The organism is Sphingomonas sp. PP-F2F-G114-C0414 (assembly GCF_003688595.1).
In the GTDB taxonomy this organism is placed as follows: domain Bacteria; phylum Pseudomonadota; class Alphaproteobacteria; order Sphingomonadales; family Sphingomonadaceae; genus Sphingomonas.
In genome coordinates this window covers 174,653-189,400 of record NZ_RCWT01000014.1, presented here as the reverse complement: position 1 = coordinate 189,400, position 14,748 = coordinate 174,653, and the positions used below count along the sequence as shown (strand labels likewise).

The window sequence follows — 14,748 nt, the reverse complement described above, 5'->3', positions numbered from 1 at the left end:
CACATGTCCCTTCATCTTAACCTACAATGTCAAAGAGCCGACAAAAATACCGACACTCGCATAACCTCCCTCTCAAGAAGCTTGGAGCATCTGGTTTTCTGCGACCGCTTCAGAAGCCGTTGAGGCCGTCCGCTGCGGTGACACCCCTCTAGGGCCACCCCCCCACCCCGTCAAACACTATTTTACAGTTTTTGGTCGGTTTTCCATTTTCCGGCTCGCGTGCCGCTCTACGGGCACTCGTTGCTGCCCACCCCTGTGACGCTGCTCGCTGTAAGTCACTCCGCGACCGTCCGTTTGGCCCACACCAACTCGAGATTTCGAAATTGCGCGTCTCGTCCGACGCGACCCAAGGGCTGCTGGCGGCCATCATGGCCAGAAGCTCAGAGTCGTATTGGTGCCAAGGTGCCATCGTGCGACCTGACGCGACCGCGATTAACGACGCTATGCCGGGTGATCCCGAATGAGCGCATCGAACGCTTCGATCGATAGCGGTTTGCGGAACTTGCAGCCGGCGGTGAAATCGTCCGCCCACATGACTTCGGCGACGATCTGGCCGATCTGCGGCAGGTTGAGCCAGATGCTCGTCCCGCGCTTGAGCGCCGAATAGGTCTGGAGCCGCACGCCGTTGATTGAGATGTCGACGACTCTACACAACGTGCGGCGCGTCTTGCCGATGCTGACGTCCAACGCGACAGGGGCACGGGGCGAACCGCGGCGGCTGGTGCGCTCTGCGGGTTCGAAATCGGCGGCGAACATGGCGTCCTCGTCCTTGCGAGTCCTAAGTCTGGCTTGCAGTTACAAGCCTAGCCGCCGGTGCCTAACGTGATCTTAATAAATGCCCCCGGAACGAATGAGTATCGATCCGTTCCGGGGGGTTACGTTTACTTGCGGAGCGTGAGACCGCCACCGAAACGCTTGTTGAAGCGCGCGACCTGGCCACCGGTGTCGAGCATCGTGCCGCGGCCGCCCGTCCATGCCGGATGCGCGAGCGGATCGATCTCGAGCGTCATCACATCGCCTTCCTTACCCCAGGTGGTGCGAGTCTGGTACTTGCTGCCATCGGTCATCTGGACGGTGATCATGTGATAATCGGGGTGCGTATCGGCCTTCATGGGAATTCTCCGTAAGTGGCTGGTTCCGACCAGCCTGAAAAGGAAGGCGCGCCCGTACACGGACGCGCCCGATTTTACAAGATCGCGCGGCTGGCGCGTCGTCGTCAGGCTTTCGGCGGATCGGCGATCATCGCCGTGAAGTTCGCCTCGGCCACCAGTTGCCCGTCCACGAGAGCGCGACCCGCGAACTTGCAGACCGAACTCCGCTTCTGGACGAAAGTGACTTCGAGCTTGAGCAGCACGCCCGGCTCGACAGGCTTGCGGAACTTCGCGCCGTCGATCGCCATGAAATAGACGAGCTTGCCCGAGCCCCCGAGCCCGAGCGACTCGACCGCGAGGATCCCCGCCGCCTGCGCCATCGCCTCGACGATCAGCACGCCCGGCATGATCGGGCGGCCCGGGAAATGCCCCTGGAAGAACTGCTCGTTCATCGACACCGCCTTGATCGCGGTGATCGACGTGTCGAGGATCAGATCCTCGACACGATCGACCAGCAGCAACGGATAGCGATGCGGCAACGCCGCCATCACCCGCCCGATATCGAGCGGGCCCATGCCGGTCTTCACGGCGTCAACCGAGTCGGTCATCGTCGGCTCGCTCAACGGCCCTGCGGCGTGGTGCGCTTGCCGGTCGCGGCTGCAGGTGCCGACGCCGGTGCTGCGCCCTGCTGCTGGCCGTTCTGGTTGGGCTGCCAATTGGCGGGGACAGCGGTGCTTACGGTCGGCACCAGACGGTCGAGTTCGGTGGTGATCGCAGCGGTGATGTCAGCGGTGGGCTGCGCGAACAGGGCAGCCTCGGGACGCAGCAACAGGCTGACGTTCTTGGCGCGAACCGCTGCCGTGACGGCATCGCTGAGCTTCGCCTGGATCTGCTCGATCGCGTATTGCTGCGCGCGCTGCGCAGGCTGCGTCAGACGGGCTAGTTCCTGATTGGCAGCGTTCTCGCGCGTCTGGATCGCCTGAGCCTGCGGACGCAGCGATGCCTCCGAAGCGCCGGGCGCACGCTGCGCGGCCTGGAACGCGGTCACGAGCGGCTGAAGCTCACGCGCGACAGCCTGCCGACGCGTCTCGGCCTGATCGAGCTGCGCCTTGTAGGTCGTCTCGATCTGAGCGCGCGCAGCGTTCCAGGCTTTCGAGTTGGCGATCGCACCCTGTGCGTCGGCGACGGCGATACCCGAAACCTGCGCATCGGCAGCGGTTGCGGTCATGGCGGCAGGCGCGACGAGTGCCGCGGCGAGGAGAAGCGTCTTGAACGTCGTCATTAGAACTGTGTCCCTACGTTGAAAGTGATGAGCTTGGGGTCGTCGCCGGGCTGTTTCATCAAAGCACGGGCGAGGTCGATACGAAGCGGACCGAATGGTGAGTTCCAGTTCACGCCGATACCGATCGAAAGACGCGGCTTGGCGGAGTTGCCGAGGAACTGTTCCGAATACGGACCATAGGGCGTCGACGTCACGAGTGTGTTCGCCGTTGTCCCCGTGCAATTGGGCGCCGTCCCGGTACCGTTGGCACAGGTGGTAACGGTACCGGTCACGGGCACCTGATACTGCATCTGACCCGCGCTGTTCAGGATCGGCGGCGCGTACGGTAGCAACGAGCCGTCCGCCGCTCGTGGATACAGCGCCGGATCGAGCGTCAGGTTCGGCTTGGTGATGCTGAACAGTGAGCCCGCCTGGACGTAGATCGAAGGACGAAGACCCAATTCGCGCGCACCCGACCCAAGCGGGATCTCCATCTCGATACGGCCGAGATAATAGGCGTTGCCGCCCAGCGCATCATCGATGAACGTGTTGCGGTCGGTGGAAAGAACCTGCTTACCCGTCGTCGCGTCGGTCGTGTACGGAATACGAAGGACGCGCGGGCCGACGCCGCGGATATCGAAACCACGGAACTGCGGCTCGCCGAGATAGAAGCGGTCGGTGATCCGCACGGCGTCGACGCCGGACCTTTTGCTGCTTTCAAGCGACTTGATATAGCCACCCTCACCGATTGCCGACAGGATGAACCCGCTGCCCGCGTTCCAGTATTTCGCGCCTTCTAAACGCGTACGAATGTATTTAACATCGCCGCCGAGGCCTGCAAAATCCTGGCTGAACGAGACGCGCGACCCTGCCGTCGGACGCAGACGGCTGTTGAGCGTGTCGCGCATCAGCGAATAGCCGACCGACGACGTCCAGCGGTTGCCGATCGCTTCGCAAAGATAGCGCCCCGCCTTGAGGATATCGCAGTTGCCGTTGGTGAAGTAGGTCGATTCGTTCAGTCCGACCTTGTCGTAGGACAGGCCATACCGCGCCGACAGCGACCAGAATTCGGTCAGCGGCACACCGGCACGAAGCTGGAAGCCGGTCGAGACCTGCGAATAGGTGGTCTGGCGATCGTTGCCGATATAGTTGAACGAGTTGTAGTCGCGGCGGAAGATATCGCCGCCGACCGCGATGTTCTTGTCGAACAGATACGGCTCGGTGAAGCCCAGCTCGATCGACTTCGAATAGCTCGAATAGTTGACGCCGGCGCGAAGCTCCTGGCCCTTGCCGCGGAAGTTGCGCTGCGTGATGTTGGCCTGAATGATGAAGCGTTCGAGGCTCGAATAGCCCGCCGACAGCTGGAGTTCGCCGGTCGACTTCTCTTCGAGGTTGGTCTCCAGAATCACGCGGTCGGGCGCCGAACCCGGCAGCTGCTTGATCTCCATCTTGTCCTGGAAATAGCCCAGCGAGTTGATGCGATCCTGCGAGCGCTTGACCTGGAAGCTGTTGAACGCGTCACCCTCGGCCAAACGGATCTCGCGGCGGACGACCTTGTCCTGCGTCTGCGTGTTGCCGTTGATATCGATCCGCTCGACATAGGTGCGCTTGGCTTCGGCGATGTTGAAATTAATCCCCATCGTCAGCGTGTCGGCGTCCTTGGCGAACTCCGGGTTCACCTCGGTGAACGCATAGCCGAACAGACCCGCGGTCTGGCTGAGATTGTCGACCGAATCCTCGACGAGCTTGGCGTTGTACCAGTCGCCCTTCTTGAGCGGCAGCGACGCCGCGAGCTTCTTGTTGTCGAAGTCGCGGATCTGGCTGTCGACGGTGACGTCGCCGAACTTGTAGCGCTTGCCCTCCTCCACCACGTACGTGATGATGAAGTCCTTCTTGTCCGGCGTCAGCTCGGCGACGGCCGAGGTCACGCGGAAATCCGCATAGCCCTGCGTCAGGTAGAACTGGCGCAGCTTCTGCTGATCGTACGAAAGGCGATCCTGATCGTAGCTGGTCGCCGACGAGAGCAGGCGGAAGAAGCGCGACTGCTTGGTCGCCATCTGGCCGCGGATCTGGTCGTCCGAGAACACCTCGTTGCCGAGGATGTTGATCTGGCGGACCTTCGACTTCGGGCCCTCGCTGACCTCGAACACGACATCGACGCGGTTTTGGTCGAGATTGACCATCTTCGGATCGATCACCGCGGCGAAACGGCCCTGGCGGCGATACAGCTCGATGATCCGCGCGATGTCCTGCCGGACCGCGGTGCGCGTGAAGATCTGGCGCGGCGCGAGCTTGATCTCCTTGGTAATCTTGTCGGTCTTGAGCGCCTTGTTGCCCTCGATGATCACGCGGTTGATGATCGGATTCTCGCGCACGCGGAGGACGATGTTGCCGTCCTCGACACCCGCGATCGAGTAATCCGCGAACAGGTCGCTGGCCTGGAGGTCCTTCAGCGCCTGATCGAGCGTCTCTGCAGTGTACGGAATGCCGACGCGCAGCTTGGTGTAGGACAGCACCGTCTCGGGCTCGATGCGCTGCGATCCCTCGACGCGCAAAGTCTTTATCGTTTGCGCGGATACCGGCGCGGCTACGGGCGTTACACCAACAGCACCCTTTGCAGGGGCGGCCGTGGTCGGCGCCTGACGACCCGTCGCGGGGCTCGACGACGGTGTCGCCGCCGGAGTCGCGGATCCAGCCGGCACGGTCTGTGCCAGCGCGGGAACGCCCGACAGGATCGTACCTGCGAGCAGCAGGGCGCCCTTACGCGCGAAATCGTAACCGTTGATCGCTGTCACCAAACCCACCTTCAAAACGTGCACATACAAGGCGCGCCCGCCCTGCCCTATCGTGATCAGCCGATCAAGCCGGCCAGATTCTTCCAAAGCCCGAAATTGCCGAGATCGTTGAAGGTCACCAGCAGCATCAGCGCGAGAATTGCTGCGAGCCCGCCACGAAATGCCCATTCCTGCACCTGCGGCTCGACCGGGCGCCTGCGCACCGCTTCGATCGCGTAGAAGAACAGGTGCCCGCCATCGAGCATCGGCACTGGCAGCAGATTGATGAACCCCAGATTGATCGAAACAAGGGCGATCAGGAACACATAGGCGTCGAGCCCGAGCGACATCTGCTCGCCCGACACCTTGGCGATGCTGAGCGGGCCGCCAAGTTCCTTCACCGACCGGCGTCCGGTAACGACCTGACCCAGCGTCTCGACCATCATCGAGACGATCTCGCCGGTGCGCTTCACCGCGACGACGGGCGCCTCGATCAAGCTAACGGGAACGATGACGGGCTTGCTGCCAGCGATGCCGAGGCGGCCGATGCGGTATTCGTTGCCGAAGCGATCGCGCTGGAGTTCGGTACCGATCACGATGTCGCGCGATACCGTCTGCCCGTCGCGCTCCGCGTCGATCCGCGTGCTCTCGCCGGCACGGATACGCGCGTAGCGGGCGAGATCGTCGAACGTCTCGACCGAACGGCCGCCGATCGCGGTGATGCGGTCGCCGGGCTGCAATCCGGCGGTCGCCGCGGCGCTGCCGGGTACCGTGCCCCCGACGATCGGTGGCATGCGAACATCGCCGTATGCGAACGCGAAACCGGCGAGGATCAGGATCGCGACCACGAAGTTCACGATCGGGCCGGCGGCAACGACGATCGCGCGCTGCCACACCGGCTTCGACTGGAAGGTGCGCTGACGCTCCTCGGCGGGTAGCAAAAGCCACTCGGCCGAGGGCTGGCTCGCCGGGTTCATGTCGCCGGCAAACTTCACATAGCCGCCAAGCGGCAACCATCCGAACTTCCACCGAGTGCCGCGGCTGTCGGTGAAGCCGGCGATCTCGCGGCCGAAGCCGATCGCGAAGGCATCCGCCTTGATCCCGAAAAAGCGTCCGGCGAGGTAATGGCCCATCTCGTGCACGAACACGAGCGGTCCGATCACCAGCGCGAACGACAGGATCGTCAGAAGGATACCGGGTGTTTCGATCAAACCGCGCAATCCTCTACACGCTCGCCCGCCAAAACCCGCGCCTCGGCATCGATCGCCAGCACGGCATCGACACTGTCCGGTGCGGCCGGATCGTAGCACGATAGGGTATGATCGACGATTGCGGCAATTTCGAGGAAGCCGATGCGGCGCTTGAGGAAGGCCTCGACCGCTACCTCGTTGGCCGCGTTGAGGATCGCCGGCCGGGCCCCCCCTGCGCCCAGCGCCTCTCGGGCGAGTCGCAGCGCCGGGAAGCGCACCTGGTCCGGGGCCTCGAAGTCGAGCCGGCCAATCGCGACAAGGTCGAGCGGGGCCATCGGCGTCGCCATCCGGTCCGGCCAGGCGAGCGTATGCGCGATCGGCGTGCGCATGTCGGGGGGACCGAGCTGCGCCAGCACCGAGCCGTCGACGTAATCGACGAGGCTGTGGACCACCGACTGCGGATGGATGACGATCTCGATCCGGTCGTGTGCGATTGGGAACAGCCGGGCGGCCTCGATCAGTTCGAGGCCCTTGTTCATGCAGGTCGCCGAATCGACCGAGATCTTCGCGCCCATCGACCAGTTGGGGTGCTTCACCGCCTGTTCGAGCGTGACGCCGCGCATCTGCGCGGTCGTCCAGTCGCGGAACGGCCCGCCGCTGCACGTCAGGATGATCCGGCGGACGCGCTCGGGGCGAGTCGCGTCGAAACACTGGAAGATCGCGTTGTGCTCGGAGTCGGCGGGCAGCAGCGTCGCGCCGGTCCGCTTGGCCGCGGCGAGGATGACGTCGCCGGCGGAGACCAGCGGCTCCTTGTTGGCGATCACCACGGTCCCGCCCTGCCCGATCGCCGCCATCACCGGCTTCAAACCCGCGCAACCGACGATCGCGCCCATCGTCCAGTCGGCGCCCGACGACGCCGCCTCGGCGATCGCTTCGGCACCGCCACCTGCGCGGATCCCCGTGCCGGCCAGCGCCTCGCGCAACTCCGGCAGGCACTTTTCGTCGGCGACTACGGCGAACTCAGCGTTGGTACGGATCGCGGCGGTGGCGAGTTTGGTCACGTCGCAATTGGCGGTCAGCGCGACGACGCGGAAGCGATCGGGCTCCCGCTCGATCAGGTCGAGCGTCGAGGTGCCGACCGAGCCGGTCGCACCCAAGATTGTTACGGTCTTCATGCGTAGAAATGCGGCAGAAGAACGAGGAACGCCGCGACCGGTGCGACCGGGACCAGCCCGTCGAGGCGATCCATCACGCCGCCATGCCCTGGCAGGATGTTGCCGCTGTCCTTCACGCCCGCCACTCTCTTCAACCAGCTCTCGTAAAGATCGCCCATCTGCGCGAGCACGGCGAGCACCGGCGTCGCCAGCGTCATCCGCAGCGGCATGCCGTATTGCATGTGCAGCACCGCCGCGACCGCGCTCGCGAGCACGACACCGCCGATCAGCCCCGACCACGTCTTGTTCGGGCTGATCACCGGCGCGAGCTTGGGTCCTCCCAGCGTCCGCCCGGTGAAGAACGCGCCGATATCGCATGCCCAGACCAGCGACAGCGCCCACAACGTGAAGAGGATGCCCTCGTCCTGGCGCCGAATGATCATCAGCGCGAGCACGGGGAGCCCGCAATAGAGAATGCCCAGCGCGAGCGGCGGTTTGCGCGTTGTGATGACGACGAAGAACGCCGCCCCCACAAGCAGGCCCAGCGTAAAGAAATCGTGGATGACGAGGATCAGCGACGCCGGCGCCATCAGCGCGAGCGGCACCGACAATGCGAACTGCGTCATCCGCTTGGTCTTGGCGTCGGCGCCCTGCAGCATCGACCATTCCGCCATCATGAACAGCGCGGCGACCACGCCGAGCACCCAGAACGCGATCCCGCCGAGCGTCAATGCAAGGCTGGCCACCGCGATCATGCCGACGCTGGCGATCATGCGGAGCTGGAGATTGGACGGCGTGCGCAACGCCTGATCGGGCGCCTTTTCAGGGTCGGTAAGACTCACAGACCACCGTAGCGGCGCTGGCGTTGACCGAACACCGCGACGGCATCGGCGAGCGAGCCTGCGTCGAAGTCGGGCCAGAGCGTGTCGACGAACAGGAGCTCCGCATACGCGGCCTGCCACAACAGGAAGTTCGACAGCCGCTGCTCGCCCGACGTCCGGATCATCAGATCGAGCGGCGGCAGGTCATGCGTGTCGAGTTCGGCTTCGATCGTCGCCGCGTCGATGTCCGCCGGATCCAGCGCACCATCGCGGGCACGTTCCGCCAGCCGCCGAGCGGCCGTCACCAGTTCGGCATGCGCGCCGTAATTCAGCGCGATCGCGAGGATCGGGCCGGTATTACTCGCGGTCCGCGCGATCGCATCATCAACCATCGCCACCAGATCGGGCGAAAAGCTGTGATAATCGCCGATCACGCGCAGCCGGACGTTCTCGCGCGCGAGTTCGTCGAGGTCGCTGCGGATGAAATGCCGCAGCAGCCCCATCAGGTCGCTGACCTCTTCGGCCGGGCGCCGCCAGTTCTCCGACGAGAACGCGTACAGCGTCAGCGCCTCGATCCCCATCGTGCGCGCCGCCCGCGTCACCTTGCGCACTGCCTCGACGCCGGCCTTGTGCCCGGCGAAGCGCGGCAGGAACCGCTTCTTCGCCCAGCGGCCATTGCCATCCATGATGATCGCGACATGACGCGGCACCGCGCCGCCTGAGGAAACGGCGACGAGCGGTGCGGCCGGAGAGGCCCCGGCCGAAGCGGCGCCGAACGCCCTCACTTGCCCAGGATTTCCTTTTCCTTGGCGGTCGCGGTCGCATCGAGCTCGGCGATGACGCTGTCGGTCAGCTTCTGGACTTCGGTCTCGTGACGCTTGCGCTCGTCCTCGCCGAACACGCCCTTCTTCTCGTCGACCTTCAGCGAATCCATCCCGTCGCGGCGGACGTTACGGACCGCGATGCGCGCCTTCTCGGCATACTGGCCGGCAAGCTTGGCGAGTTCCTTGCGGCGTTCCTCGGTCAGGTCAGGAATCGGCAGGCGCAGCGTCTGGCCGTCGACGATCGGGTTGAGCCCGAGGCCGGCCGAGCGGATCGCCTTGTCGGTCGGGCCGACGTTCGACTTGTCCCAGACCTGCACCGACAGCATCCGCGGCTCGGGCGCCGACACGGTCGCGACCTGGTTCAGCGGCATCGACGAGCCGTACACCGTCACCATGACCGGATCGAGCAGCGCGGTCGACGCGCGACCGGTGCGCAGGCCGGCGAGGTCGCTCTTCAGCGCTTCGACGGCACCCGCCATGCGGCGTTCGAGGTCGGTCTTGTCGTATGCGGCCATCTTAAAGCTCCTGCTCGTTCTGGACGATCGTCGACACGCCATTACCGCTAAGCACCGCGGCAAGATTGCCGGGTTCGCGGATGTTGAAGACGACGATCGGGATGTTGTTGTCGCGGCACAGCGCGATCGCGCTCGCGTCCATGACCTTGAGGTCGTCGGACAGCACGCGGCTATACGTGACCGTTTCATAGCGCACCGCGTCGGGGTGCGTCTTCGGGTCGGCGTTATAGACGCCGTCGACCGAGGTGCCCTTGAACAGCGCATCGCACTTCATCTCGGCAGCACGCAAAGCGGCGCCCGAATCGGTGGTGAAATATGGGCTGCCGACGCCCGCCGCGAAGATCACGACGCGACCCTTCTCCAGGTGACGCTCGGCGCGGCGACGGATGAACGGCTCGCACACCGACGCCATCGGGATCGCCGACTGGACGCGCGTGTCGACGCCGATCTGCTCCAGCGCGTTCTGCACGGCCAGCGCGTTCATCACGGTCGCGAGCATGCCCATGTAATCGCCGGTCGCGCGATCCATGCCACGTGCCGCCCCCGCCATGCCGCGGAAGATGTTGCCACCACCGACGACGATGCAGATCTCATAGCCTCGGGCTTTGATGTCGGCGATCTCCTGCGCGACGCGCGCGGTAACCTCGGTGTCGATCGACAGGCCGGAGGTACCCATCAGGACTTCGCCTGACAGTTTCAGCAGGATACGGTTGTAGCGCGGAGGCGTCATAAATCTCGAACTGTGATTGGCGGGGCGGCGCGGACCTTAGGCGGCGAGGCTTGCGATGTGAAGCGCTGTGCGGCGCGTGCATCGAAACTGGGTGGAGATGAGACCGAAAATCGTCGTTCGCAGAAGCGCGCGTATCGGAAAATCACTGTCATTCCCGCGGAGGCGGGAACCCATATGGGCTGACGTCTCGGTAGATCACCGGGTCCGGAATGTATGGATCCCCGCCTGCGCGGGGATGACGGAGCAGCACCAAGGCTGCCCCGCTATCCTTCTCCCCTCGGGGAGAAGGTGGCCCGGTAGGGCCGGATGAGGGGGAGTGAGGTTCGAGACCCAACCACTCCCCTTACCCTTCCCACCGCAAGCGCGGCGGGCCCCTTCCCTCTCCCCGGAGGAGCGAGGGAGGAAGTAGGCTTATGCCTGTGGAACGCCCGATGCAGCAGCAACCTCGGCTGCGAAGTCGGACTGCTCCTTCTCGATGCCTTCACCCAGCTGGAAGCGGACATAGTCCACCAGCTTGATCTCGGCGCCCGCATCCTTGCCGGCCTTGGCGACGACGTCGGAGATCTTGGTCTTGCCGTCCATCACGAACAGCTGGCTGACCAGGGCGTGCTCCTTGCGGTACTTGGCGATGCCGCCCTCGACCATCTTGGCGATGATGTCGGCAGGCTTGCCCGACTCGGCGGCCTTCTCGGTCGCGATCGCGCGCTCGCGCTCGATCTCGGACTCGTCGAGGTCGGCTTCGTTCAATGCCTTCGGGAACGCGGCTGCGATGTGCATCGCGAGCTGCTTGCCGAGCGTCTGGAGAACCTCGTCCGAAGCCTCCGATTCGAGCGCGACGAGCACGCCGATCTTGCCGAGGCCGGGAGCCGCTGCATTGTGGATGTACGGTACGACCGCACCCTTGCTGACTTCCAGCGTGCGCGAGCGGCGCAGCGACTGGTTCTCGCCGATCGTCGCGACGTTGTTCGTCAGGACTTCCTCGACAGTCTTGCCCGATGGCATCGCCTGCGCCTTCAGCGCCTCGATGTCGCCACCCGTTGCAAGCGCGATCTGCGTGACGTCACGGACGAACGACTGGAACTGGTCGTTCTTCGCGACGAAATCGGTCTCGGAATTGACTTCGACCGCTGCACCCTTGGTGCCCGACACGGCGACGCCGACCAGGCCCTCGGCCGCGGTACGGCTGGACTTCTTGGCGGCGGCTGCGAGCCCCTTGGTGCGCAGCCAATCCATTGCCTGCTCCATGTCGCCGGCGTTCTCGCTGAGCGCCTTCTTGCAATCCATCATGCCCGCGCCGCTCTTCTCGCGCAGATCCTTGACCATCGCTGCCGTGATATCGGCCATGTCTCTAATCCTTTTTAGGTCTGAATATGGTTGCGGGCGAGGCAGAGCTTTCGCCCTACCCCGCCCGCATGACGGTTCGGCGACGACGCTTATGCGTCGATCTGGCGCTCACCCTCGGCTGCGAATTCTGCAGCGGTATCGGCATTCGCGGTTGCCTGTGCCGTGTCAGCCGTAGCTTCGACGGTCGGCTCTGCGATGGCCTCTTCCTTCGGCGGCTCGATCATCGCGCCGATGTCGGCACCGGTGCGGCGCTGCTGCTCCTGGCCGCCGCGCGTCGCTGCGATCGCGATCGCCTCGCAGTACAGGCGGATGGCGCGGGCTGCGTCGTCGTTCGCGGGAACCGGGAAGGCGATGCCGTCCGGCGACACGTTCGAATCGAGGATCGCGACGACGGGAATACCCAGCGTGTTCGCTTCCTTGATCGCCAGCTCTTCCTTGTTCGCGTCGATCACGAACATCACGTCGGGAATGCCGCCCATGTCGCGGATGCCGCCGAGCGAAAGCTCGAGCTTGTCCTTCTCGCGGGTGAGCTGAAGGACTTCCTTCTTGGTCAGGCCGACGGTGTCGCCCGAAAGCATTTCCTCGAGCGTCTTGAGACGCTTGATCGAACCCGAGATGGTCTTCCAGTTGGTGAGCATGCCGCCCAGCCAGCGATGGTTGACGAAGTGCTGGCCCGAACGACGCGCTGCGTCCGCGACGGGCTCCTGCGCCTGGCGCTTGGTGCCGACGAACAGGACCTTGCCACCACCGGCAACCGCCGACGAGACGAATTCGAGCGCGCGCGCGAACAGCGGCACGGTCTGCGACAGGTCGAGGATGTGGACGCCGTTACGATCACCGAAGATGTAAGGCTTCATCTTGGGGTTCCACCGATGAGTCTGGTGGCCGAAATGCGCGCCCGTTTCGATGAGCTGCTGCATGGAGACGACTGGAGCCGCCATAGGGATATATCCTTCCGGTTGTGCCTCTGGGAAGCGGATGACGTTGTGGCCGAATGACCGTGACGCACCGGGCTATGATGCCTCCCATGCGGGGTTAGAGGCGCGGCCCTTAGCGTGGCCTTCCGCGAAAAGCAATTGCACAACGCCCGCTTGACTCATGGAACGCAATGAGAACATAAAGGGCTCAGAGGGGAACACATGTTCGACTCGGCGCAGAATCATCCCGGCATGACTGGATTCGAAATGCGACGAATGGAACGATGTTTCTGACCAAGTGTTTGCGGATATTAAGAAATTGTTCGCAACTCATAGGAAGGCGGACGTGATGTTGGTTCTGAGCTTCATGGTTTTTGCTGGTGCATTCGCGGTCGCGGGCATGATGATCGTCTCGTCGATCGCGCCGCAGTGGGACCGTATCGTCCGCCTCGCGATGGGCAACGTCGAACCCGCGTTCCAGCCACTCCGCACGCTGGCCGTTGCGGAGCGCCGGATCGCGGTCAGGCGCTGGGCTTCGACGTCGGCTCCGGTGCCCGCCCGCCGCTGGAACGCTGCCGCCTGATTTTGGCGTAACTCGCGATGCTGAACGGCATCGACAGCAGGTACAGAACACAGATGATGCTGAGCGTATGCCACGGCGCGCTCACGATGGCGGCGCCGAGCAGTACGACGAGCGCGATCGCCTCGAACCGGATGTTGCTGCGGAGTTTGACCGAACTCCACGAATAGGTCGCGATGCTGGACACCATCAGCAGCGCGACGAACGCGACCCACGGCGCCACGAAATACGGCGACGCGAATTTCGGCTCGTCGGTCCAGAACCAGAAGAACATCGGCATCAGCGCGAGCCCGGCGCCGGCGGGAGCCGGGACGCCAGTCAGAAATCCCGCCGACTTGTGCGGTTGGTGGCTCTCGTCGATCTTGGCGTTGAAGCGTGCGAGACGCAGCGCGCAGAACACGGCGAGGATCAGCGAGCAGATCCAGCCGATGCGCGGCAAAGCCGTGAGCGACCAGAGGTAGACGATCAACGCAGGCGCGACGCCGAACGAGATTGCGTCGGACAGCGAGTCGAGCTCGGCACCAAACCGGCTTTCGCCGTGCAGCATCCGCGCGATCCGACCGTCGAGACCGTCGAGCACGCCCGCGACCATGATCATCGCGACCGCGCTTTCCCATTGTCCGCCTATCGCGAACCGCACACCGCTCAGGCCTGAACACAGGGCTAGCGCGGTAACGGCGTTGGGAGCGACGGCGCGCAGGGGAAGTCCGCGCGGTGCACGCCGCGTGCGGCCGAACCGGCCCCGGCATCGCTCTTCGATCGAATCGGTTGAGTCGTCATCGATCCCGTCGCGATCGATCACTGGGCGATACCACCCACCGGAACGCCACCGACGCGACCGAGCACGGTCTCGCCGGCGATGCTGCGCTGGCCGAGGCAAACCTGCGGCACGACATGATCGGGCAGGTACACGTCGACTCGACTGCCGAACCGAATCAAGCCGATGCGCTGGCCGACCGCGACCATGTCACCGGCCTTCACGAAGCCAAGGATACGGCGCGCCACCAGGCCAGCGATCTGCGTGAAGCCGATCCGCATGCCGTTGCGGTCCTCGACCACGAAATGCTGGCGCTCGTTTTCGTCGCTCGCCTTGTCGAGGTCGGCGTTGAGAAACTTGCCCGAGATATAGACCACCTGCCGGATAGTTCCGGCGATCGGGGTGCGGTTGATGTGCACGTCGAACACCGACATGAAGATCGACACGCGCACCAGCGGCGCGTCTCCGAGACCGTTCTCGCCGGCAAGCTCGCGCGGGATCGGCACGCGCTGGATCATCGTGATCAGCCCGTCTGCGGGGGCGACGATCAAGCCTTCGCCTTGCGGGGTAGTGCGGATCGGATCGCGGAAGAACGTCGCGACCCAGATCACGACGCCGACCATCGGCCAGAACAGCACGTGGCTGAGGATCGTCAGCAGCAGCGTGATGCCGGTCGCGATCGCGACGTATTTGTGGCCCTCCGGATGGACTGCGGGAAATCGCCATTTGACCGTGGAGGTCGTGACGGGCGGCTTGTCGAGCGATGCCATAACCTGCGGGTCTATCCGTG

The 14,748-nt window shown here is 64.3% G+C and carries 16 protein-coding genes; 1 reads left to right on the top strand and 15 read right to left on the bottom strand.

Annotated features, from left to right (window positions below; genetic code table 11):
- Positions 1-441: 441 nt before the first annotated feature.
- From C8J47_RS16945 to rpsB, 13 genes are all read right to left on the bottom strand, one after another.
- Positions 442-756, bottom strand: a complete 315-nt coding sequence (locus C8J47_RS16945) for a PilZ domain-containing protein (RefSeq protein WP_121886646.1) — start codon at positions 754-756, stop codon at positions 442-444.
- 125 nt (positions 757-881) lie between these two features.
- Positions 882-1,112, bottom strand: coding sequence for a 50S ribosomal protein L31 (gene rpmE / locus C8J47_RS16940; RefSeq protein WP_055880673.1), 231 nt, complete (start codon positions 1,110-1,112; stop codon positions 882-884).
- Positions 1,113-1,216: 104 nt separating this feature from the next.
- Complete coding sequence (gene fabZ, locus C8J47_RS16935) at positions 1,217-1,699, bottom strand: 3-hydroxyacyl-ACP dehydratase FabZ (RefSeq protein WP_259467613.1); 483 nt, start codon at positions 1,697-1,699, stop codon at positions 1,217-1,219.
- 11 nt (positions 1,700-1,710) lie between these two features.
- Complete coding sequence (locus C8J47_RS16930) at positions 1,711-2,373, bottom strand: OmpH family outer membrane protein (RefSeq protein ID WP_056055958.1); 663 nt, start codon at positions 2,371-2,373, stop codon at positions 1,711-1,713.
- A complete protein-coding gene (gene bamA, locus C8J47_RS16925; protein ID WP_259467617.1) occupies positions 2,373-5,150 on the bottom strand; it encodes an outer membrane protein assembly factor BamA in 2,778 nt (925 codons plus the stop codon). Before bamA ends, C8J47_RS16930 begins: the two co-directional genes overlap by 1 nt.
- Before the next feature lie 53 nt (positions 5,151-5,203).
- Positions 5,204-6,337, bottom strand: a complete 1,134-nt coding sequence (gene rseP, locus C8J47_RS16920) for an RIP metalloprotease RseP (protein ID WP_121886667.1) — start codon at positions 6,335-6,337, stop codon at positions 5,204-5,206.
- On the bottom strand, positions 6,334-7,491 hold the full coding sequence (locus tag C8J47_RS16915) for a 1-deoxy-D-xylulose-5-phosphate reductoisomerase (RefSeq protein ID WP_121886644.1): 1,158 nt from the start codon (positions 7,489-7,491) through the stop codon (positions 6,334-6,336). The genes rseP and C8J47_RS16915 overlap by 4 nt, the downstream gene beginning before the upstream one ends.
- Positions 7,488-8,243: a phosphatidate cytidylyltransferase gene (locus tag C8J47_RS16910; protein WP_121886666.1), complete on the bottom strand. Its 756-nt coding sequence runs from the start codon at positions 8,241-8,243 to the stop codon at positions 7,488-7,490. Before C8J47_RS16910 ends, C8J47_RS16915 begins: the two co-directional genes overlap by 4 nt.
- 65 nt (positions 8,244-8,308) lie before the next feature.
- A complete protein-coding gene (locus tag C8J47_RS16905; protein ID WP_121886643.1) occupies positions 8,309-9,076 on the bottom strand; it encodes an isoprenyl transferase in 768 nt (255 codons plus the stop codon).
- Positions 9,073-9,630 (bottom strand): ribosome recycling factor, encoded by a 558-nt coding sequence (frr, locus tag C8J47_RS16900; RefSeq protein ID WP_121886642.1) that lies wholly within the window; start codon positions 9,628-9,630, stop codon positions 9,073-9,075. Before frr ends, C8J47_RS16905 begins: the two co-directional genes overlap by 4 nt.
- Position 9,631: 1 nt before the next feature.
- Positions 9,632-10,360, bottom strand: coding sequence for a UMP kinase (gene pyrH / locus C8J47_RS16895; protein ID WP_121886641.1), 729 nt, complete (start codon positions 10,358-10,360; stop codon positions 9,632-9,634).
- A 411-nt stretch (positions 10,361-10,771) separates the two neighbouring features.
- Positions 10,772-11,704, bottom strand: coding sequence for a translation elongation factor Ts (gene tsf / locus C8J47_RS16890; RefSeq protein WP_121886640.1), 933 nt, complete (start codon positions 11,702-11,704; stop codon positions 10,772-10,774).
- A gap of 89 nt (positions 11,705-11,793) precedes the next feature.
- Complete coding sequence (gene rpsB, locus C8J47_RS16885) at positions 11,794-12,645, bottom strand: 30S ribosomal protein S2 (RefSeq protein WP_056066002.1); 852 nt, start codon at positions 12,643-12,645, stop codon at positions 11,794-11,796.
- A gap of 325 nt (positions 12,646-12,970) precedes the next feature.
- Between rpsB and C8J47_RS16880 the strand changes: the two genes are divergently transcribed.
- The gene (locus tag C8J47_RS16880) at positions 12,971-13,204 is read left to right on the top strand and encodes a hypothetical protein (protein ID WP_056489532.1); all 234 of its coding nucleotides are present in this window, start codon (positions 12,971-12,973) and stop codon (positions 13,202-13,204) included.
- Here C8J47_RS16880 and C8J47_RS16875 read toward each other — a convergent pair.
- Positions 13,143-13,961, bottom strand: coding sequence for a CDP-alcohol phosphatidyltransferase family protein (locus C8J47_RS16875; protein WP_404969291.1), 819 nt, complete (start codon positions 13,959-13,961; stop codon positions 13,143-13,145). The two genes, C8J47_RS16880 and C8J47_RS16875, sit on opposite strands and share 62 nt — an antisense overlap.
- Before the next feature lie 38 nt (positions 13,962-13,999).
- Positions 14,000-14,728, bottom strand: coding sequence for a phosphatidylserine decarboxylase (locus tag C8J47_RS16870; protein WP_060527374.1), 729 nt, complete (start codon positions 14,726-14,728; stop codon positions 14,000-14,002).
- Positions 14,729-14,748 lie beyond the last annotated feature (20 nt).